This window comes from Stenotrophomonas panacihumi (assembly GCF_001431645.1).
GTDB lineage: Bacteria > Pseudomonadota > Gammaproteobacteria > Xanthomonadales > Xanthomonadaceae > Stenotrophomonas_A > Stenotrophomonas_A panacihumi.
The window spans coordinates 46146-64310 of record NZ_LLXU01000024.1 but is presented as its reverse complement, the minus strand read 5'-3'; the positions used below and the strand labels follow the sequence as shown (position 1 = coordinate 64310).

Annotated in this window: 15 protein-coding genes and 1 tRNA gene; 2 read left to right on the top strand and 14 right to left on the bottom strand. The window is 68.9% G+C overall.

Annotated elements, in window-relative coordinates:
* Nucleotides 1–110: 110 nt before the first annotated feature.
* From ARC20_RS01305 to ARC20_RS01285, 5 genes are all read right to left on the bottom strand, one after another.
* Nucleotides 111–1115 carry a carbohydrate kinase family protein gene (locus ARC20_RS01305; RefSeq protein ID WP_081417968.1) on the bottom strand — a complete coding sequence of 335 codons (1005 nt, stop codon included), beginning with the start codon at nucleotides 1113–1115 and terminating at the stop codon, nucleotides 111–113.
* A 3-nt stretch (nucleotides 1116–1118) separates the two neighbouring features.
* On the bottom strand, nucleotides 1119–2447 hold the full coding sequence (gene fucP / locus ARC20_RS01300; protein WP_057643153.1) for an L-fucose:H+ symporter permease: 1329 nt from the start codon (nucleotides 2445–2447) through the stop codon (nucleotides 1119–1121).
* 306 nt (nucleotides 2448–2753) lie between these two features.
* A complete protein-coding gene (locus ARC20_RS01295) occupies nucleotides 2754–3092 on the bottom strand; it encodes a hypothetical protein (RefSeq protein WP_057643150.1) in 339 nt (112 codons plus the stop codon).
* Nucleotides 3093–3170: 78 nt separating this feature from the next.
* The gene (locus ARC20_RS01290) at nucleotides 3171–6950 is read right to left on the bottom strand and encodes a PAS domain S-box protein (protein ID WP_081417967.1); all 3780 of its coding nucleotides are present in this window, start codon (nucleotides 6948–6950) and stop codon (nucleotides 3171–3173) included.
* 87 nt (nucleotides 6951–7037) lie between these two features.
* Nucleotides 7038–7415, bottom strand: coding sequence for a response regulator (locus tag ARC20_RS01285; RefSeq protein ID WP_057643146.1), 378 nt, complete (start codon nucleotides 7413–7415; stop codon nucleotides 7038–7040).
* A gap of 130 nt (nucleotides 7416–7545) precedes the next feature.
* Here ARC20_RS01285 and ARC20_RS01280 point away from each other — a divergent pair.
* Nucleotides 7546–7632: transfer RNA gene (locus ARC20_RS01280), tRNA-Leu, on the top strand.
* Nucleotides 7633–7692: 60 nt separating this feature from the next.
* Here the strand turns inward: ARC20_RS01280 and ARC20_RS01275 are convergent.
* The 4 genes from ARC20_RS01275 to ARC20_RS01260 form a co-directional block, all read right to left on the bottom strand.
* Entirely contained in the window at nucleotides 7693–8208 is a 516-nt protein-coding gene (locus ARC20_RS01275) for a hypothetical protein (protein ID WP_057643143.1), read from the bottom strand.
* A 106-nt stretch (nucleotides 8209–8314) separates the two neighbouring features.
* A complete protein-coding gene (locus ARC20_RS01270) occupies nucleotides 8315–10615 on the bottom strand; it encodes an arylsulfatase (RefSeq protein WP_057643140.1) in 2301 nt (766 codons plus the stop codon).
* A 171-nt stretch (nucleotides 10616–10786) separates the two neighbouring features.
* Nucleotides 10787–13162, bottom strand: a complete 2376-nt coding sequence (locus tag ARC20_RS01265; protein WP_057643137.1) for a Tex family protein — start codon at nucleotides 13160–13162, stop codon at nucleotides 10787–10789.
* 99 nt (nucleotides 13163–13261) lie between these two features.
* Entirely contained in the window at nucleotides 13262–13483 is a 222-nt protein-coding gene (locus tag ARC20_RS01260) for a hypothetical protein (RefSeq protein WP_057643134.1), read from the bottom strand.
* Nucleotides 13484–13667: 184 nt separating this feature from the next.
* Here ARC20_RS01260 and ARC20_RS01255 point away from each other — a divergent pair, with 184 nt between their 5' ends.
* Nucleotides 13668–14879, top strand: a complete 1212-nt coding sequence (locus ARC20_RS01255) for an NAD(P)/FAD-dependent oxidoreductase (RefSeq protein WP_057643130.1) — start codon at nucleotides 13668–13670, stop codon at nucleotides 14877–14879.
* Here ARC20_RS01255 and ARC20_RS01250 read toward each other — a convergent pair.
* From ARC20_RS01250 to phaE, 5 genes are read right to left on the bottom strand one after another with little or no spacing between them, the layout of a single operon-like run.
* A complete protein-coding gene (locus tag ARC20_RS01250) occupies nucleotides 14837–15286 on the bottom strand; it encodes a hypothetical protein (protein ID WP_057643201.1) in 450 nt (149 codons plus the stop codon). The two genes, ARC20_RS01255 and ARC20_RS01250, sit on opposite strands and share 43 nt — an antisense overlap.
* Nucleotides 15287–15333: 47 nt before the next feature.
* On the bottom strand, nucleotides 15334–15537 hold the full coding sequence (locus ARC20_RS01245; protein ID WP_057643127.1) for a PspC domain-containing protein: 204 nt from the start codon (nucleotides 15535–15537) through the stop codon (nucleotides 15334–15336).
* 41 nt (nucleotides 15538–15578) lie between these two features.
* The gene (locus ARC20_RS01240; protein ID WP_057643125.1) at nucleotides 15579–15953 is read right to left on the bottom strand and encodes a DUF5329 family protein; all 375 of its coding nucleotides are present in this window, start codon (nucleotides 15951–15953) and stop codon (nucleotides 15579–15581) included.
* A complete protein-coding gene (locus ARC20_RS01235) occupies nucleotides 15943–17016 on the bottom strand; it encodes a class III poly(R)-hydroxyalkanoic acid synthase subunit PhaC (protein WP_057643121.1) in 1074 nt (357 codons plus the stop codon). The genes ARC20_RS01240 and ARC20_RS01235 overlap by 11 nt, the downstream gene beginning before the upstream one ends.
* Complete coding sequence (phaE, locus tag ARC20_RS01230; protein ID WP_057643119.1) at nucleotides 17013–18164, bottom strand: class III poly(R)-hydroxyalkanoic acid synthase subunit PhaE; 1152 nt, start codon at nucleotides 18162–18164, stop codon at nucleotides 17013–17015. The genes ARC20_RS01235 and phaE overlap by 4 nt, the downstream gene beginning before the upstream one ends.
* Nucleotide 18165: the final 1 nt, after the last annotated feature.

Here is an 18165-nt window from a genome sequence, read left to right as displayed (position 1 = left end):
ATGCTGCAGCGCGCAACATGGAATGGCGCGCCAAAAACGAAGACGGCATGCCGAAGCATGCCGTGTGGTTGCCGCGCTCGAACGCCGGCAGCAGGAAATCCCCGGATGCTTCAGCAAGCCAACGCGTCAGGATGACGCAACAGCCGCTGCACTTCATCGGCGGTGGGCATCGCGGCGAACGCGCCATGCCGGGTGACGGCCAGCGCGCCCACCGCCGCGCCATGCCGGATCGCCGCTTCGATGCCGGCGCGGTCTTCCACGAACGCGGCAAAGCCCGCGCCATGCCCGCCCTGCTCGCCGATGTGCACGAGCAACCCGGCAACGAAAGCATCACCGGCGGCGGTGGTATCGCGCACCGTCACTTCGAAGCCGGACAACTCACCGTGGTCGCCCGCGGTATACCAGCGCATCGGGCCACCGCCATCGGTGACCACCAGCAGGCGGGTCCGCGCGGCGAACAGGCGCTCGCGCACCGCGCGCGCGCCTTCGCTGCCGCCGCCCAACGGGGCAGCCAGGTAATCGAGCTCTTCGCGCGAGAGCTTCACCAGCTCGGCCAGGGCCAGCGCCTCCCACAAGGTCGGCAGCGGGTCCACGCCGGCCGGCCAGAGCGCCGGACGCAGGTTGAGGTCCAGGCTCACCAGCACCCCGGCGGCCGTCGCGCGGCGCATGCCGGCCCGCGTGGCTTCGGCGATCGCCGGCTCGGTCATGCTGTTGGAACAGACATGGAAGGCACCGCCGCCCTGGAAACAGGCGTCGACGAAATCGGACTCGCGGAACAGCAGGTCGGCCGCGGGCGGACGATAGAAGCTGAAACTGCGCTCGCCGCGTGCATCCAGCGCGACGAACGCCAGCGCGGTCCTGGCCGCGCCGGTGCGCACGATGGCGTCCGTCGCCACGCCTGCCTGCACGAAGCTCTCGTGCAGGAAGTCACCGAACATGTCGTTGCCCAGCATGCCGGCGAAGTGGCTGTCGGCGCCCAGCCGTGCCGCGGCGACCGCCACGTTCGCCGGCGCGCCGCCGGCGAACTGCAGGAACGCACGCGGCGCCTGCGCATCCGTCGGCGGCGTGGCGAGCATGTCGATCAGCGCCTCGCCGAAACACACGATCTTCGACACGATTCAGGCGCCCTCGACCACGGAGGCATTCTTGTCCTGCGCCGGCAGGCGGCTGCCCGAGAGCCCGAAGAACACGATGTAGCCGTAGCACAGCAGCGGCAGCACAAAGGACGGCTGCAGGCCGATGTGGTCGGCCAGCGCGCCCTGCAGGAACGGCACCAGCGCGCCGCCGACGATGGCCATGATCAGCAGGCTCGACGCCTTGTTGGTCAGCGGCCCGAGGCGCTCGATGCTCAGCGCGAAGATGGTCGGGAACATGATCGAGTTGAACAGGCCGATCGACACCAGGCTGTACATCGCCAGCCCACCGCTGGTGCCCATGCTGGTGGCCAGCAGCAGCATGTTCACGCCGGCGAAGGCGGCCAGCAGCTTGTTCGGCGACAGCTTGGCCAGCAGCACGGAGCCGGCGAACCGGCCGATCATCGCCAGCATCCAGTACAGGCCCAGGTAGTGCGCGGCCTGCTGCTCGGTGATGCCGCCGATCTTCGGCAGCGAGAAGTAGTTGACCATCAGCGAACCGATCGCCACTTCCGCGCCGACATAGAAGAAGATCGCGCCCACGCCGAAGAACACGTGGCGATGGCGCAGCGCCTGGCCAAGCGTGTGCTTCTGGTGGTCGGCCTGCTCGGTGGTGCTGGCCAACGCCGGCAGGCGGAACAGGTACACCACCACCGCCAGCACGAACAACACCACCGCCAGCAGCAGGTACGGGCCCTGCACCGAATGCGCTTCCTGCGCGCGGTAGGCGGCCTGTTCGGCCGGGGCGAGCGCGGCGAGCTGGTCCGAGCTCAGCACCGTGTTGGAGAGGATCAGCAGGCCGCCGAAGAACGGCGCCAGCGTGGTGCCGAGCGAGTTCAGCGCCTGCGCCAGGGTCAGGCGGCTGGAGCTGGTGCTCTCCGGCCCGAGCAGTGCCACGTACGGGTTGGCGGCCACCTGCAGCACGGTGATGCCGCTGGCCAGCACGAACAGCGCGGCGAGGAAGGCTTCATACACGCGCATCGAAGCGGCCGGCCAGAAGCCCAGCGCGCCGACGCCGGCGATGGCCAGGCCGGCGACGATGCCCTTCTTGTAGCCCAGATGCGCGACCAGCCGGCCCGCCGGCAGCGACATCAGGAAGTACGCGCCGAAGAAGGTGAACTGCACCAGCATCGCGCGGGTGTAGTTGAGCTCGAATACGCCCTTCAGGTGCGGGATGAGGATGTCGTTGAGGCAGGTGAGGAAACCCCACATGAAGAAGATCGAGGTGACCACCGCCAGCGCGACGCCACGGTTGACGGTACCGGCCTCGACGGGCTGCGCGGCGCGGGGAGGAAGTCCGGGAGAAATGGGCATGGATGGGCCTGGCGGTCGTGGAAGGGAAACGAAGTGGGAGGAATACGCTCAGCCCGGCGGTACGGCGGCCGGTGGCATTCGCTTGTCGATCCTCCCTGGAAGGTCGCGCCCACCGCATTTGAATCGATCCAAATGCCTGTACGGGACTTGCCCTTCTTTTCGTGCGGGGACTTAAACATGCGCCGCCGCCGTTTGGCATGCGGCAGTGCAGCATGGGCAATGGCAGCGCTGGTCATTTCCGTGGAATCAGCGGCTTAGCCGGCAAAGCTGCCAGGTCACCGGAACATCATGCCGCACCGCTTCCGCTCATATGCGCGCGATCGCCCAGGTGATGATGCCCGTGGCCACCGTGCTCAGCAGCAAGCCGAACAGGAACAGCGCATCGGCGATATGTTCCAGCTTGCGGTTTCGCCCCTTCCGCTTGGTGCGCATCGCCCAGTAGGCGCTCAGGCAGGCGCCGAGGTAGACCATCGCGTTCACGCTGAGCAGGTCGTCGGCCAGGGTGTCGATGTTGCGCATCACCACCACCACGTGGAGCACGCCGACCACGGTCATGCACACGCCGAGCATCGCCGCCGAGGTGGCGAAGATGTGGACGCAGATGTCTTCATCCAGTTCGCTGCGCTTGTCGTCGGGACGCTTCATGGCGGGCCTGTGCGGGAAATTCGGCACAACGGATGACCACGCGGCGCGGCGGTCGGTTCCCGCGGACCGCCGCGCCGGCTAGGCGGTCGCGGCGCGGTCCTCGGCCGGCTGCTCGCGGCGCCGCGCCAGCGCCTCGATCAACTCGACCAGCCCCAGCGGGTCCAGCGGCTTGCCCATGTGGCCGTCGAAGCCGGCGATCATCGCCCGCTCGCGGTCTTCCTCGCGCACGTAGGCGGTGAGCGCGATGGCCGGGATGCGCGGCTGCCGCACCTGGCTGCTGGCGCGCACGGCCTGGATCAGGTCGTAACCGTCACGCCCGGGCATGGCGATGTCGCTGATCAGCGCATCGAAGACCTGCTGGCGCATCAGCTGCTCGGCGGCGTCGGCCGAGGCCGCCGTGGTCACCTGCGCACCGGCATGGCGCAGGAAATGCTCGGCGGCATCGCGTGAATCGTCGTCGTCGTCGACCAGCAACAGGTGCACGCCGCCCAGCCGCCCGGCCATCGCCTGCGGCAGCGGCCCGACCTTGCCGCTGGCCGGGTCCTGCGTTCGCGGCGCGCTGACGCCGTGCTGGTACGGCAGCACCAGGGTGAACGTGGCGCCCTGCCCGTGCCCGGCGCTGGTCGCCCCGAGCCAGCCGCCGTGCAGGTCGATCAGCTGGCGCGAGATCGACAGGCCCAGCCCCAGCCCGCCGACGCGGCGTGTCGTGCTGGCATCGGCCTGGCGGAAGCGGTCGAACACGTGCGGCAGGAAATCCGGGGCGATGCCCACGCCGGTGTCGTGCACCGACAAGCGCAGGTGGTCCGGCGCGGCGGCCATCTCCAGCTCCACGCGTCCGCCGGCGGGGGTGAACTTGATCGCATTGCCCAGCAGGTTCACCAGCACCTGCTGCAGGCGGCCGGCATCGCCGAAGAACGGCGTGGCGCCCTCCTCCAGCCCGCGCACGCGCAGGTCGACCTGCTTGGTTCCCGCGGTGGGGCGCATCAGGTCGATGGTGCTGCGCGCCAGCCCGCCGATATCGAAATGCTCCGGCTGCAGGCGCACCTTGCCCGAGAGGATCGCGCTCATGTCCAGCAGGTCGTCGATGATCTGCGCCTGCGAACGGGCGCTGCGCTCGATGATGACCAGCCCCTTGCCGATGTTCTCCGGGGCGAAGGATTCGGTCTGCATCAGCCGCGACCAGCCGAGGATCGCGTTGAGCGGCGTGCGCAGCTCATGGCTGAGCGTGGCGAGGAAATCGTCCTTGATGCGGCTGGCGGTCTCGGCGTCGTTGCGCGCGTCCTTCTCCGCCTGCAGCGAAGCTTTCAGCTGCGCGTCGATGCGGTTGCGCTCGATGACGATGCCCGCCAGGTGCGAGGCCGAACGCGCCATCGCCTGCTCGTGCAGGGTCGGCTGGTACGGCGTGCGGTAGTACATGGCCAGGGTGCCGAGCACCACGCCGTTGCTGCCGAGGATCGGGGTGACGTAGCAGGCGGCGATGCCCATCGCCAGCGCATGCGTGCGGTGTTCGCCCCAGCTCAGGTCCGCGCCGATGTCCTCGCAGATGATCTGGTGCGCGGAGAACGCCGCGCGGCCGCACGGCGTGCCCTCCGGCGCGATGGCCAGGCCGTCGAAGCGCACCGCGTATTCCAGCGGCAGGCTGGGCGCGGCGGCGCAGCGCAGCAGGGTCTGCTCGGGGTTGGCCAGCAGGATGGAACAGCGCACCGCCCGCTCGCCGCGCGCTTCCACGCTCAGGGCGATGGAATCGAGCACGATGGCCAGCGGCGCGCCGGTGGTGATCAGGCCCAGGATCGAGCGCTCCGAGGCGGTGGCATCCTCGATGCGCTTGCGCTCGGAGATGTCCATCAGCGAACCGATGTGGCCCAGGAAGCTGCCATCCACGCCAAAATGCGCGGTGGCCGTGTCCATGCACCAGCGGTACTCGCCGTCGTGGCGGCGCACGCGGTATTCGGCATTGAAGGCGCGGCGCTCGTCCAGCGCCTGCAGGAAGCCGTGGCGCACGCGGGCCAGGTCGTCCGGGTGCACCACTTCCCACCAGCCGCGCGGAATCGCTTCTTCGGGCGGCTGGCCGGTGAACTCGGTCCAGCGCGGGTTCCAGTACACGCAGTTGCCCTGCGCGTCGGACATCCAGATCATCGCCGGCACCGTCTCGCACAGCTTGCGGAAGCGCGCCTCGCTCTCGGTGAGGCGGTCCTCGAAACCACGGCGGTCGTGGATGTCGGTATAGGTGCCGATCCACTGGCTGATGCGCCCATCCTCCTCGCGCACCGGCAAAGCGCGCGCCAGGTGCCAGCGGTACTGCCCGTCGTAGCGGCGCAGCTCGCACTCGATCTCGAAACCGTCACCGTCGGCCAGTGCCTGGCGCCAGGCCTGCCCGGCCAGGCGCAGGCCGCCGTCGGTATGCGCGGTATCCCAGCCTTCGCGCGCGTCGGCGTTCGGGTCGCAACCGGTGTATTCGTGCCAGCGGCTGTTGAAGAAGCGCGCGATGCCCTGGGTGTCGGCGATGAAGACGATCTGCGGCAGCGTGTCGGCCAGGCGGCGCAGCCGCGCTTCGTTCGATGCCAGCTGGCGCTGCACGCGGCCACGCTGCATCGACTCCCAGCAGCGTGCCACCACCAGCCGCACCAGCTCGATCTCATGCTCGGACCAGTAGCGCGGCGTGGACTGGTGCACGCCCATCGCCGCCACCAGCTGGCCGTTCTTGTGCAGCGGCACCGCCAGCGAGGCGCGGATGCCGTGGTTGCGGTAGCCCTCGCTCAGGTAAGGCGGCGCGTGCACGTCCTCGGTGTCGCGCACCACCCACGGGCGGTTGTCGAGCAAGGCATCGAGGAAACCCTCGGCGACATTGCACAGCTCGAACTCGCCCCGCACGCTCGGCAGCCCTTCGACATGGTCGCTGAGCACGCGCATCGTGCGCCGGTCCATGTCGATCAGCCCGTAGCCGGCGCGGTTGGCCTGCAGGTGCTGGCACAGCAGGCGCACGCTCGTATCGAGGATCTGCTGCGGCTCGGAGAGCGCCATCAGCGCGTCCTCGAGGCTGAGCAGGAAGCGGTTGCGTTCTTCGGCGCGGCGCTGCTGGGTGACGTCGATGCCGTGCACGAGGATCGCATCCACCGCCCCGGCGTCGTCGCGCATCGGCTGGTAGACGAAATCCAGCACCGACTCGTAAGGCTCGACCTCGAACGGGCGTTCCAGCACCAGGCGCACCGCCTGCCCGAGGAACGGCTGGCCGCTCAGGCGCACCTGGTCCAGCAGCTTGATCACCCCCTGCTCCACCACTTCGGGCAAGGCGGCGTGCAGCGGGCGGTCGATGATCTGGCGTTCGCCCAGCAGCTGCTTCATGCGCTGGTTGGCGCTTTCAATGACGTAGTCGGGCCCGCGCAGCACGGCCAGGAACGCTGGCGACTCCTCGAACGCGGCCACCAGGTGCGGCGTGCGCGCCGGGCGCTCGCGCACGCACAACACGCCGGCCACGCCGGCGGTATCGAACAGGGGGCTGCACGACCACGAACCGGCCGTCTCGGCCGGCGGCGTCACCGGCAGGCCCGCGACCAGCGCCGGCTCGACCCCGCCGACCGCGGCGATGAGCTCGGCCTGCAGCGGCGTGTCGAGTTCGGCCAGCGACATGCCGAACGCAGACGGATGCAGCGAACCGAGCAGCACCGCGCCGGCTTCGTTGTAGATGCAGTTGAGCGAAGGTCCCCACAGCAACAGCGCGGGGGACGGGCTGTTCAGGCACAGCGACAGCGCGCTGCGCAGCGAAGGCTCCCACTGCGCGGGTTCTCCCCACGCGGCGGCCAACCTTGGCGATTGCGCCAACCATTGCTGGCAGGCACCTGCTGCGATTCCGGTCGGCATGACCGGTGCTGTCGTCTCCATGCGGCTCCCCAGTCGCAACCCAGGAACAACCTCACAATAACGCCAAAAAAGCGCCGTGTGCGCGGGTTATTGCCCCGCGGCGATCTCCTGCGCCTGGCGCAGCGAACGCACGAGGTCCTCGGCCAGGTAGGGCTTGGTGAGCAGCACGCCGCGCTCGAAGGCGGCCGGCAGCCCGCCGGTGACCTGGCCGGTGGCGACCACGAACGGCACGCCGAGCGTATTCAGGCGTTCGGCGACCGCTTCGCTGGTCTGCCCGCCGCCCAATCGATAATCCAGTACCGCCAGATCCATGGCTTCCTCCTCCACCTGCTGCAGCGCCGCCTCGACGGTGGCGGCCGGGCCGGCCACGGTGGCGCCGGCCTGGGCCAGCTGGAGTTCCAGCAGCATGGCGTTCATCTCGTCGTTCTCGACCACGAGCACGCGCAGCCCCTGCAATGCCGACATTGCCTTCTCCCTGAAGCGAGCCTCGAGTATAGCGCCGGCCTTGTGTCCCTTGGCCTACCGGGACACGGGGCGGGACAACACAGAAGGCAGCTGCATTTCCGGCGGGGCCTCGGCTATACTTCGCGGCCGCGCCGAAGTGGCGGAATCGGTAGACGCAGCGGACTCAAAATCCGCCGCCCTTAAAAGCGTGTGGGTTCGAGTCCCACCTTCGGCACCAGATTGAACTGAAGGGTCAGGCCTTGCGGCTTGGCCCTTTTGTTTTTCCCAGACAGCGTGCTCACTCCACCACGCGCCGCTCGTCGTAGGCATGCATTAGTGAAACCGACCAACCTCCCCGAGCGCGGCGACGGGCAGGCATGACACTGATGGCAATAGCCCAAGCTTCAGGGCAGGCCTGCTCCGCCTGCCTGCCTTCGGTCGAACACGCGCCGATGGCCACCGGCCCGAACACATGCCGCCGATCCTCGTAGACGTCGACGACGGCAAAATCGTCCGCCGCCCCCAGCTCGCCCTGCGGATTCGCATTGAAATAGCCACCCCGAATCTCCACGCGCAGGCGGCCGCATTGCCGCTCCTCCACGCGTGAACCCTTGCGGACTGCATTTCCGGCTGCGTCCTCGCGGCTGTAAGTCACCAGCCTGCCCACATCCACCGGCAGCAATGCTACCCCGGCACGGCCGCCATTCTCCTCGGCGCCGTCAGGCGCTTCGGAGACATACAGGTGATCGCCCGCACCTTCGCAGTAGAGGTGCAGCAAGGGGGCTGCCGCCGCCGGCGAGGCAGCGGACAGCATCCACAATAGGCACCACCCACTGCGCAATCCAGAGGCGCTTAGAAGTCGCATTCCGGCAATCCTTGTCCAATGGACTCGGACCATAACCCACACCCGGCCGCCGGACCTACTTCCCCGGAAACACCTCCACGTCCACCTGCTCTATCCGCCCGTTGAAGCGGAACGGCAGCTGATAAGTCCAATCCACCGCCGAGCCGGTATCCATGCCGATATCCAGGCCTTCGCCGATGGAAAACTGGATCGGCACCGTGCGCTCCAGCCTTCCCTGCGCCACCTGCTTGCCATCCACGCGCAACGTCACCGTGCCGCCCTTGCCCATGCCGCCGCCGTCGTAGCCGAACTCCACTTCCAGCTTCGCACGGCCCTTGGGTATCGCGGCCTCCGCGGCGAACGTCGGCCGCTCCACGCCGAGGAAGTTGTAGACGAACGTGGGCTTGCCCTCGCGCAGGTACAGCCCGTAACCGCCTTCCGAACCACCCTGGGTAATCAACATGCCCTCGCCCTTCTCCGGCACTTCGATGTCGGCGGTGATCTTCCACGACTTGTTGAGCATCGGCAGGCAAGCCGCGTCCGGCAGGGCGAGCATCCCCTCGTGGTAGGTCACCTGCGTGCGCTTGCCCACCAGGCTGGGCCGCCCCATCGCTTCGGCATTCATGCGGATCGTGCCGCGCCAGTCCAGCGGCAGCACGCTGTACTTGGAGGCTTCGGCCCACCACAGGTCCTGCAGCTCGCGCAGCTTCTCCGGGTGCTCGGCGGCCACGTCGTGCGCCTGCGAGAAATCACCGTCCAGCTTGTAGAGCTCCCACACCTGCTTGTCCGGCGACCAGTCCTCCGGCCGGGTCGGAATCCACGGCGCGAACGACGGCGCCGAGGCCATCCAGCCATCGTGGTAGAGCCCACGGTTGCACGCCAGTTCGAAGTACTGCGTGCGCCGCCGGCTGTCGGCCTTCCCGTCCTCGAAGGTGAAGGCGAAGCTGATCCCTTCGATGTCTTTCTGCGGCACGCCATTGAGTTCGCGCGGCGCGGTGATGCCGCAGGCTTCGTACAGCGTCGGCACGATGTCGATCACGTGCAGGAACTGCTCCCGAAGCGCGCCCTTGTCCTTGATGCGCTCCGGCCAGCTGATGATCATCGGGTTGCGGGTGCCGCCGAAATGGCTGGCCACCTGCTTGGTCCACTGGAAGGGCGTGTTCATCGCATGCGCCCAGGACGAGGGGAAGTGGTTGAAGTGCTTCGGCCCGCCCAGCTCGTCGATGACTTTGAAGTTGTCCTCCCACTTTTCCGGGAAGCCATTGAAGAACAGGTTTTCGTTGAGCGACCCTTCCAGCCCGCCCTCGGCGCTGGAGCCGTTGTCGCCAGCGATATAGACGATGATCGTGTTGTCGGCATCAGGCAGCGCCTTCACCGCGTCGATCACCCGCCCCATCGCGGTATCGACCTGCGCGCCGTAAGCGGCGAAGACTTCCATCATCCGCGCGTACAACCGCTGCTGGTCCGGGGCCAGCCCTTCCCAGGCCGGCAGGCCCGGCGAACGTTCGGTAAGGTCGGTGCCTTGCGGCACCACGCCCAGCTTCTTCTGCCGTTCCAGGGTCTGTTCGCGATACGCGTCCCAGCCCATGTCGAACTGACCCTTGAACTTGTCGATCCACGACTGCGGCGCCTGGTGCGGCGCATGCGTGGCGCCCGGCGCGACATACAGGAAGTACGGACGGTCCGGCGCGATGCTCTTGACCTTGCGCACCCAGGCGATGGCCTTGTCGGCGAGGTCTTCGGTGAGGTGGTAATCCGGATCGTCCGAAGCCGGCACGAGGTCGCGGTTCTCGAACAGCAGCGGGTTCCAGTGGTTCATGTCGCCGGCATTGAACCCGTAGAAATAGTCGAAGCCCAGGCCATTGGCCCAGCGATCGTAGGGGCCAGCCGCGCTGAGCTCCCAGGTCGGCGTGTTGTGGTTCTTGCCGATCCACGCGGTCATGTAGCCGTTCTGGCGCAGCACCTCGCCCACCGTGCCGCAGTTGCGCGGCAGCACGCAGCTATAGCCGTCGTAGCCGGTGGCCAGCTCGGTGATGCCGGCAAAGGAGGCCGAATGGTGGTTGCGCCCGGTGATCAGCGCCGCGCGCGTGGGGCTGCACAGCGCGGTGGTGTGGAAATGGTTGTAGCGCAGGCCTTCCTCGGCGAGGCGATCCATCGTGGGTGAAGGCACGCCACCCCCGAAGGTGCTGAACTGGCCGAAGCCCACGTCATCGAGCAGGATCAGCACCACGTTGGGCGCCTTGGCCGGCGCCTGCACCGGCTGGGGGAACTGCGCGGGGTCCGAATCGGCGTAGGTGCGCCCTACTTCACCGCGGAAATGAAAGTCCGGACGGGGGAGGATGTCCGGGGTACCGCGCTTTTCGTCTTCGAGCGCCATGGCGTCGCCCTGCAGTTCGGGTCAGAGCCATGAGGGTAGGAGCCGGGTCGCTGCGAAGCGTCGGAAAAAGCACTGCCCGTGTCTGCGTAGTTTTACTGGCTTCCCGAGGCGACTCCCCGGAAAGCACGAAGGGGCCGCAGCCCCTTCGTGGTGAACGCTTTAACCCGTACCTCAGTTCTTGCGTGCGCGCGCGAAGGCGTCGGCCAACGCGCTGTTCGCCGGCGGCGGCGCGCTCACCTGGCGCGGCTTGCCCTGCCCACCGCCGCCATTCGGACCCCGGCCACCCGGGCCACGTCCGACATCACGCCCGCCCGGCTGCGCCGTGCGCATATCACGCGCGGCCGGTGCCGGCGCATCCTCCAGGCGACGGGTCAGCGCGATGCGCTTGCGCGCCACGTCCACCTCCAGCACCTTCACCTTGACGATGTCGCCGGCCTTGACCACGTCGCGCGGGTCCTTGACGTAGGTGTCGGACAGCGCGGAGATGTGGATCAGGCCGTCCTGGTGCACGCCGATGTCCACGAACGCACCGAACGCGGCCACGTTGCTCACCACGCCCTCCAGCACCATGCCCGGGCGCAGGTCCTTGATCTCCTCCACGCCTTCGGCGAAGCGCGCGGCCTTGAACTCCGGGCGCGGGTCGCGGCCGGGCTTTTCCAGCTCCTTGAGGATGTCGCGCACGGTCGGCACGCCGAACTGTTCGTCGGTGTACTGCTCGGCGCGCAGGCCGCGCAGGAAACTGCCATCGCCGAGCAGCGCTTTGATCGGCTTGCCGGTCGCCTCGACGATGCGCTCCACCACCGGGTAGGCCTCCGGGTGCACGGCCGAGACGTCCAGCGGCTCGTCGCCATCGGCGATGCGCAGGAAGCCGGCGCACTGTTCGAAGGTCTTGTCGCCCAGGCGCGCGACCTTCAGCAAGTCCTTGCGGCGCTTGAACGGGCCGTTGTCGTCGCGATGGCGCACGATGTTCTCGGCCACCGTGGACGAGAGACCCGACACGCGCGACAGCAGCGCGGCCGAGGCGGTGTTGACGTACACGCCGACCGCGTTCACGCAGTCCTCCACCTTCGCATCGAGCGCGCGCGCCAGGCGGAACTGGTCCACGTCGTGCTGGTACTGGCCCACGCCGATCGCCTTGGGCTCGATCTTCACCAGTTCAGCCAGCGGGTCCTGCAGGCGCCGCGCGATGGACACCGCGCCACGCAGCGAGACGTCCAGGTTCGGGAATTCCCTGGCTGCGAATTCGGACGCCGAATACACCGACGCGCCCGCCTCGCTCACCACGATCTTCTGCACCTTGGCCTCGGGCATCGCCTTGATGGCCTCGCCGGCCAGCTTGTCGGTCTCGCGGCTGGCGGTGCCGTTGCCGATGGCGATCAGCTCCACGTTGTGCTGCATGCACAGCTTGCGCAGGACCGCCAGCGACTGGTCCCACTGCCGCTTGGGTTCGTGCGGGTAGATGGTGTCGGTCGCCACCAGCTTGCCGGTTGCATCGACCACCGCCACCTTGCAGCCGGTGCGGATGCCCGGGTCCAGGCCGAGCACGGTCTTCGGGCCGGCCGGAGCCGCCAGCAGCAGGTCCTTGAGGTTGTCGCCGAACACGGCGATGGCCTCGGCCTCGGCCTTCTCGCGGGCCTGGTTGAACAGGTCCAGCAGCAGGTGCATGTGCAGCTTGGCGCGCCAGGTCAGGCGGCAGGCGGTGAGCAGCCACGCATCGGCGGCGCGGCCCTTGTCGGCGACGCCGGCGGCCAGGGCGACGCGACCCTCGCAATACTGGTGACCCGGCTCGGCTTCGTTGCCGGGGTCCAGGTCCAGGAACAGGATTTCCTCGCGGCGCGCGCGGAACAACGCCAGCAGGCGGTGCGAGGGAATCTTCGCCAGCGATTCGGCGTGCTCGAAATAATCGCGGTACTTGGCGCCGGCTTCTTCCTTGCCTTCGGCCACGCGCGCACGGATGACACCGTGCTCACCCAGCCACTGGCGCAGTTCGCCGACCAGCTTGGCGTCCTCGCCCCAGCGCTCCATCAGGATCGCGCGGGCGCCTTCCAGCGCGGCCTTGGTGTCGGCCACGCCCTTCTCCGCATCGACGAAACCGGCGGCGAAGGCCTCCGGCACCTGCGAAGGATCACCCAGCAGGCCGTCGGCCAGCGGCTCCAGCCCCGCCTCGCGGGCGATCTGCGCGCGCGTACGGCGCTTGGGCTTGTACGGCAGGTAGAGGTCTTCCAGGCGCGATTTGGTATCGGCGGCCACGATCTCCGCGCGGAGTTCGTCGCTGAGCTTGCCCTGCTCCTCGATGCTGGACAGCACCGCGGCGCGGCGCTCTTCCAGTTCGCGCAGGTAGGTCAGGCGCACTTCCAGGTTGCGCAGCTGCGTGTCGTCCAGCCCGCCGGTGACTTCCTTGCGGTAGCGCGCGATGAAGGGAACGCTGGCGCCTTCGTCGAGCAACGCGATGGCCGCGCGGGCCTGGGCGGTCTGGGCGCCGATCTCGTCGGCGATGGTCTGGGCGATCTGCTGGGCGAGCCGGGAATCGGACTTGACGTCGTGCATGCGGTCAACGGTACTGCGGCGGCAACGGGAGGCGGCATTCTGGCAGCGCCCGCCCGGCACGGAAACCCGTTGACAGCACCGGCCCGGGCGCGGTGCGTTTCAGGCCCGGGCGTAGTGGTCGGCCAGGCGCTCGGCCACCCAGGTGTCCTGCAGCGATTCCAACGCCATGACCCGCACCTTCCCGACGCGCTCCAGCGACAGCGTGCGTTCCACGTAGAACTCCGGGCCTTCCTCGGTCATCGCCATCGAGCGGCTGAAGCCGTAGGGCACCAGGCCCTTCTCGCCATCCTTGCTGCCACCGACATAGAGGAGGATCGACATGTTTCACCTTGTTGCGTGATGCTTGAACCGGCGCGCAGCTTACGCAGGTGCGTGTTAGGGCCTTCTCACCCAAGTTAACGCCAGCTGTTTGCGGTTCGATGACTTCACATGAAGGCTCCGCAACTCACTATTTCTTAACTCGCTGCTCGCTAGATCACCGGTTCGTTTCCGACAGCGGTGAGGCATGGATCTCAAAAGCGGCTATCCCTTCTGGTCGATCCGCAACGGGTTGATGCATGCGTTCCCGCGGCTGGAAGAAGACATCCGCTGCGACGTGGCGGTGATCGGCGGGGGCATCACCGGGGCGCTGATCGCCGACGAACTGGTCGCGCACGGGCACGAGGTGGCGGTGCTGGAGCAGCGCGAAATCGGCTGGGGCAGCACCTCGGCCAGCACGGCCCTGCTGCAATACGAGATCGATACGCCGCTGGTGGATCTGGCGCGACGCTACGGCAAGGAAAAAGCCGGCCTCGCCTACCTGGCCTGCGCCGAAGCCATCGACCTGCTGCACGAACGCGCCCGCACGCTCGGCCAGGTGGATTTCCGACGCAACGACAGCCTCTACTACGCCAGCCGCCGCCGCGACCTGCCGGCCTTGCGCGAGGAACTGCGCGCCCGCCGCGACATCGGCCTGGAACTCGAGTGGCTGGAGTCCGCGGCGCTATGGCAGGACTACGGCGTGCGCGCGCCCGGGGCCCTGCTCAGCCGGCAGGCGGCGCGGGTGGACCCCTACCGCATGACCTACCGCCTGCTCATGGCCTGCCAGCGCGCCGGCGCGGCGGTGCACGACCGCACCGCGGTGGTGGACGTCGCCCCCACCACCCGCGGCGTGGTGCTGCGCACCGAAGACGGCGCGCAGGTGCGGGCGGGCCATGTGGTGGTGGCCGCCGGCTACGCGGGGCAGCAATGGCTGCGCCAGCGCGTGGCGCGCAACCGCAGCAGCTACGCCTTCGTCACCGACCCGCTGCGCGACGAGGAAGCCGGCGCGCTACGCCACACGATGATGTGGGAGACCGCCCGCCCCTACCTTTACCTGCGTGGCACCGCGGATGGTCGGGTGATCGCCGGCGGCGAGGACGACGATATCGACCTGCCCGCCCGCCGCGACCGTCGCGTGCTCGCCAAGGCGAACACCCTCCAGCGCAAGATCGCCCGCGCCATGCCGGACCTGCGGCTGCGCCCGGTGTTCGCGTGGGGCGGCACGTTTGCCGAGACCGCCGACGGCCTGCCCTTCTTCGGCGCGCATGCCGAACACGGCGCGCGCGTGCTATTCGCGATGGCCTACGGTGGCAACGGCATCACCTACAGCATGCTCGGCGCGGGATTGCTGCGGGCGGTGATCGAGCGCCGCGCTCACCCGTTGGCGGCGCTGTTCGGCTTCGGCCGGCTCGACTGAGCGCGGCGCCGCCACGGGAACCAGCCGTGCCCGTGCAGCGCGTAGTGGTCGGCGGCGCGCTCGAACGGGTTGCGCACGCTGATGCCGCCGCACAGCAGGTATACCGGCAGGAACAGCGGGCCGAGCAGCAGGTACTGGTAGACGTGCGCGCGCTCGTGGTCGCCCAGCCGCACCGGCGGGTGATGCTCGCGGCCGGCCTGGTGCTCGTAGGTGAAGCAGGCCACGTCCAGCGATTCGCCCTTGAGCAGGATCACGTTGCCCAGCGTCATCGCCCCGCCCGGCCCCCAGGGCCAGTGTTCGACGACCAGCGCCAGTTCACGCGCGTGCCAGCGCGGGCGGGCGCCGGCGGCCATCCCGGCCAGGCCGGCGGACAGGCCGACCAGCGTATTGGGCAGCGTCCACGCCATGCCAAGCAGCTGCGCGAGGCGCAGCGCCGGCAGGGCGAGCCGCGCGGTCAATCGGCCTCGTTGGGGATCAGCAGCCACAGCAGCAGGTAGACCAGCAGGCCCGGGAAAGCGGCCGAGGCGATCGAGACGATCACGTAGATCACCCGCAGCAGGGTCGAGCTCCAGCCGAAACGATGCGCGATGCCGCCGATGACGCCGGCGATCATGCGGTCGTTGAGCGAACGGGACAGCGTGCGCGGCGGGGTGCTCATGCAACGGCTCCTGGATCGGGATGCCGCCAATATAGCCGGCTTCAGGTGCCCGCGCGGTGACGGCGCTGAGCCTGCAGTTGCTGCTGGAACCACGCGGCGGCGTCTTGTTCGGGTTGCCCCGGGCAGGCGACGCGATAGGCGCGCCCGCTGACGCTGCTGCGGCTGGCCGCGCGCTCGATGAACTGCTCCGGCGTACCGGCCTGGTCGCGCTGTCGCAGGTAGTCGTACTTGCGCTGCAGGTGGGCGGCGGCGCGTGCGCCGTCGTACCAGCTGCCGTTGCGCTGGAACTTGCACGGCGAAGTGGCCAGTGCGTCGATCAGTGCGTGGATGCCGGCATCGGCATCGGCAGGGGCTGCCGCGGCCACGGGGGCGATGCCGCCCAGCAGCAGGAAGAGCGCGAGCGCTTCAGCCCGCATCGCGCTCGCGCAGCCAGCGATGGATCGCCACCGGCACTTCGCGCTGCGCGCGGCCGGAGACGTAGATGCCGATGTGCCCGCCGCGAAAACCCAGTTCGCTGTAATCCTGGCTGCCGGTGCGTCCGGCCAGGGCACGCGAGGCCGCCGGCGGGACGAGGTGGTCCTGCTCGGCGTAGATGTTGAGCAGCGGCATGTCCACCGCCGCCAGGTCCACCGCTTCGCCGCCGATCTCGATGCCGCCCTCCACCAGCCCGTTGCGCTGGTAGAACTGCTTGACGAACTCGCGGAACGCCTCGCCGGCCAGGTCCGGTGAATCGAAGATCCACTTTTCCATGCGCAGGAAATCTTCCAGCGCCTGCTTGTCGTCGAGGATGTCGAGCAGCCCGACGTACTTCTGCAGGTTGAGCCGGAACGGCTTGAGCATCAGGTAACTGGCATTCATCAGGTCGGCGGGGATGTTGCCGACGGTGTCCACCAGCAGGTCCACGTCCAGCGTGCGTGCCCAGCTGGAGAGCATGTTGTCCGGGGTGTGGAAATCCACCGGCGTCACCATGGTCACCAGGTTGCGCAGCTTGTGCGGACGCAGCGCGGCGTAGCACAGCGAGAACGTGCCGCCCTGGCACACGCCGAGCACGTCGATGGCCGGCACGCCGGCCTCGCGCCGCAGCGCGTCCACGGCGCCGTCGAGGAAGCGCAGCAGGTAGTCCTCCAGCGTGAGGTAGCGCTCGGAGCGATCCGGGTAGCCCCAGTCGAGCACGTAGACGTCCTCGCCCTGCGCGAGCAGGCCGCGCACCAGCGAGCGGTCGGCCTGCAGGTCCACCATGTACGGGCGGTTGACCAGCGCGTAGACGATCAGCAGCGGCACGCGCGCGGTCGGCGGCTTGTCGCCGACGAAGCGGTAGAGCACCACGCGGCCGTCGCGCCACACTTCCTGGCGCGCGGTGGCGCCGTAGTCCACCGCCTCCACGCCCGGCAACACCTTCAGGCCCTCGGCGAGCTTGCGCTGGAAGGCGAGGCTTTCCTGCAGCAGGTCGTCGGCGCTGAAACCCAGCGGGCCTTTCATCGACGCGTCCTCTTCGCCGGCGCGGATTTGCGGGCGGCTGCTTTGGCGGGTGCCTTCTTCGCGGGTGCCTTCTTCGCGGGTGCTTTCTTCGCGGGCGCCTTCTTGGCGGCGGCCTTCTTGGCGGCGGCCTTCTTGACGGCGGCCTTCTTCGCAGGCGCCTTCTTCGTGGGCGCCGGCGATGCAGGCTTCCTCACCGACTCCGCGCGCGTCGGCGCGGCGCGCGAGGCGCCCTCGCCCATCGCCGCGACCAGCCGGCGCACCGTGCGCTCCAGTTCGGCGATGCGCTTGTGCGCGGCATCCATCTCCGAGCGGGTCGGCATGCCGTACTGGCTGGCGATCTGCTCCACCTCTTCCTGCAACGCGCCACGCAGGCGCATGTGCGCATTGGCGAACGCGCCGTAGATCTCGCGGAACTCGTCCGACAGCGCGATCGCGTTGTAGGCCTCCTCGGCCGCCTCGATCCACAGGTCGAACATCGCCCGCGCGCTGGTGAGCTGGCTGCCGAGCTGCTCGTGCTCGGCCAGCTTGGCTTCGAAGCGGTCGAACGCCTGCTCCAGCGCGGCACGCAGCTGCTGCAGGTACGCCTGCGACTGCGCCTGGTAGTCCTGCTGCAGCCGCACCAGCGCCTGCCAGCGCGACTGGTGGTTGCGGCCCAGTCCCATCGCCGGCATGTCCAGCCACGGCGCGCTGTCGCGGCGCCACTGCTCCAGCGTCTGCGCGGCCTGCTGCAGCCACGGGTCGAAGCCGCCGGCGGTGCCGCCGCGCATTGCGCCCAGCACCCACTGCAGCATGTCGTCGCCCTGGCCTTGCACGGCTTCGCGCCACGCGCCGGCCACTTCGGCACTGCTGGTGTCGCGGCCGGCGAAACGCGCGGCGACGTCGCGCATCATCCCGAGCCAATCGCCGGCCTGCTGGCTGGCGCGGTCCACCGGCCCCTGGGCGTCGGCCGGGACGCCTTCGCCCAGCAGCGTGCGCCACCAGCCCAGCGCCTGCGACCAGCCGGCGGCCGCCGGGTCTTCCCCGGCAGGCGCGGCACTGCCGCCGACGGGCGCGGCCGCACCGTGCTGCATGGCCTGCTGCCACGCCTCCCAGTAGCGGCGCGCCTGCGCCTCGGCATCGCGGGTGGGATCGTCACCGTGGGCGGTCATG

Coding starts and splice junctions, on each gene's coding strand:
- ARC20_RS01275 (WP_057643143.1), bottom strand. CDS start 8,208: ATGCTGTCCGCTGCCTCGCCGGCGGCGGCAGCCCCCTTGCTGCACCTC.
- ARC20_RS01265 (WP_057643137.1), bottom strand. CDS start 13,162: ATGCACGACGTCAAGTCCGATTCCCGGCTCGCCCAGCAGATCGCCCAG.
- ARC20_RS01255 (WP_057643130.1), top strand. CDS start 13,668: ATGGATCTCAAAAGCGGCTATCCCTTCTGGTCGATCCGCAACGGGTTG.
- ARC20_RS01260 (WP_057643134.1), bottom strand. CDS start 13,483: ATGTCGATCCTCCTCTATGTCGGTGGCAGCAAGGATGGCGAGAAGGGC.
- ARC20_RS01235 (WP_057643121.1), bottom strand. CDS start 17,016: ATGAAAGGCCCGCTGGGTTTCAGCGCCGACGACCTGCTGCAGGAAAGC.
- ARC20_RS01250 (WP_057643201.1), bottom strand. CDS start 15,286: ATGGCGTGGACGCTGCCCAATACGCTGGTCGGCCTGTCCGCCGGCCTG.
- ARC20_RS01290 (WP_081417967.1), bottom strand. CDS start 6,950: ATGCCGACCGGAATCGCAGCAGGTGCCTGCCAGCAATGGTTGGCGCAA.
- ARC20_RS01240 (WP_057643125.1), bottom strand. CDS start 15,953: ATGCGGGCTGAAGCGCTCGCGCTCTTCCTGCTGCTGGGCGGCATCGCC.
- ARC20_RS01245 (WP_057643127.1), bottom strand. CDS start 15,537: ATGAGCACCCCGCCGCGCACGCTGTCCCGTTCGCTCAACGACCGCATG.
- ARC20_RS01295 (WP_057643150.1), bottom strand. CDS start 3,092: ATGAAGCGTCCCGACGACAAGCGCAGCGAACTGGATGAAGACATCTGC.
- fucP (WP_057643153.1), bottom strand. CDS start 2,447: ATGCCCATTTCTCCCGGACTTCCTCCCCGCGCCGCGCAGCCCGTCGAG.
- ARC20_RS01285 (WP_057643146.1), bottom strand. CDS start 7,415: ATGTCGGCATTGCAGGGGCTGCGCGTGCTCGTGGTCGAGAACGACGAG.
- phaE (WP_057643119.1), bottom strand. CDS start 18,164: ATGACCGCCCACGGTGACGATCCCACCCGCGATGCCGAGGCGCAGGCG.
- ARC20_RS01270 (WP_057643140.1), bottom strand. CDS start 10,615: ATGGCGCTCGAAGACGAAAAGCGCGGTACCCCGGACATCCTCCCCCGT.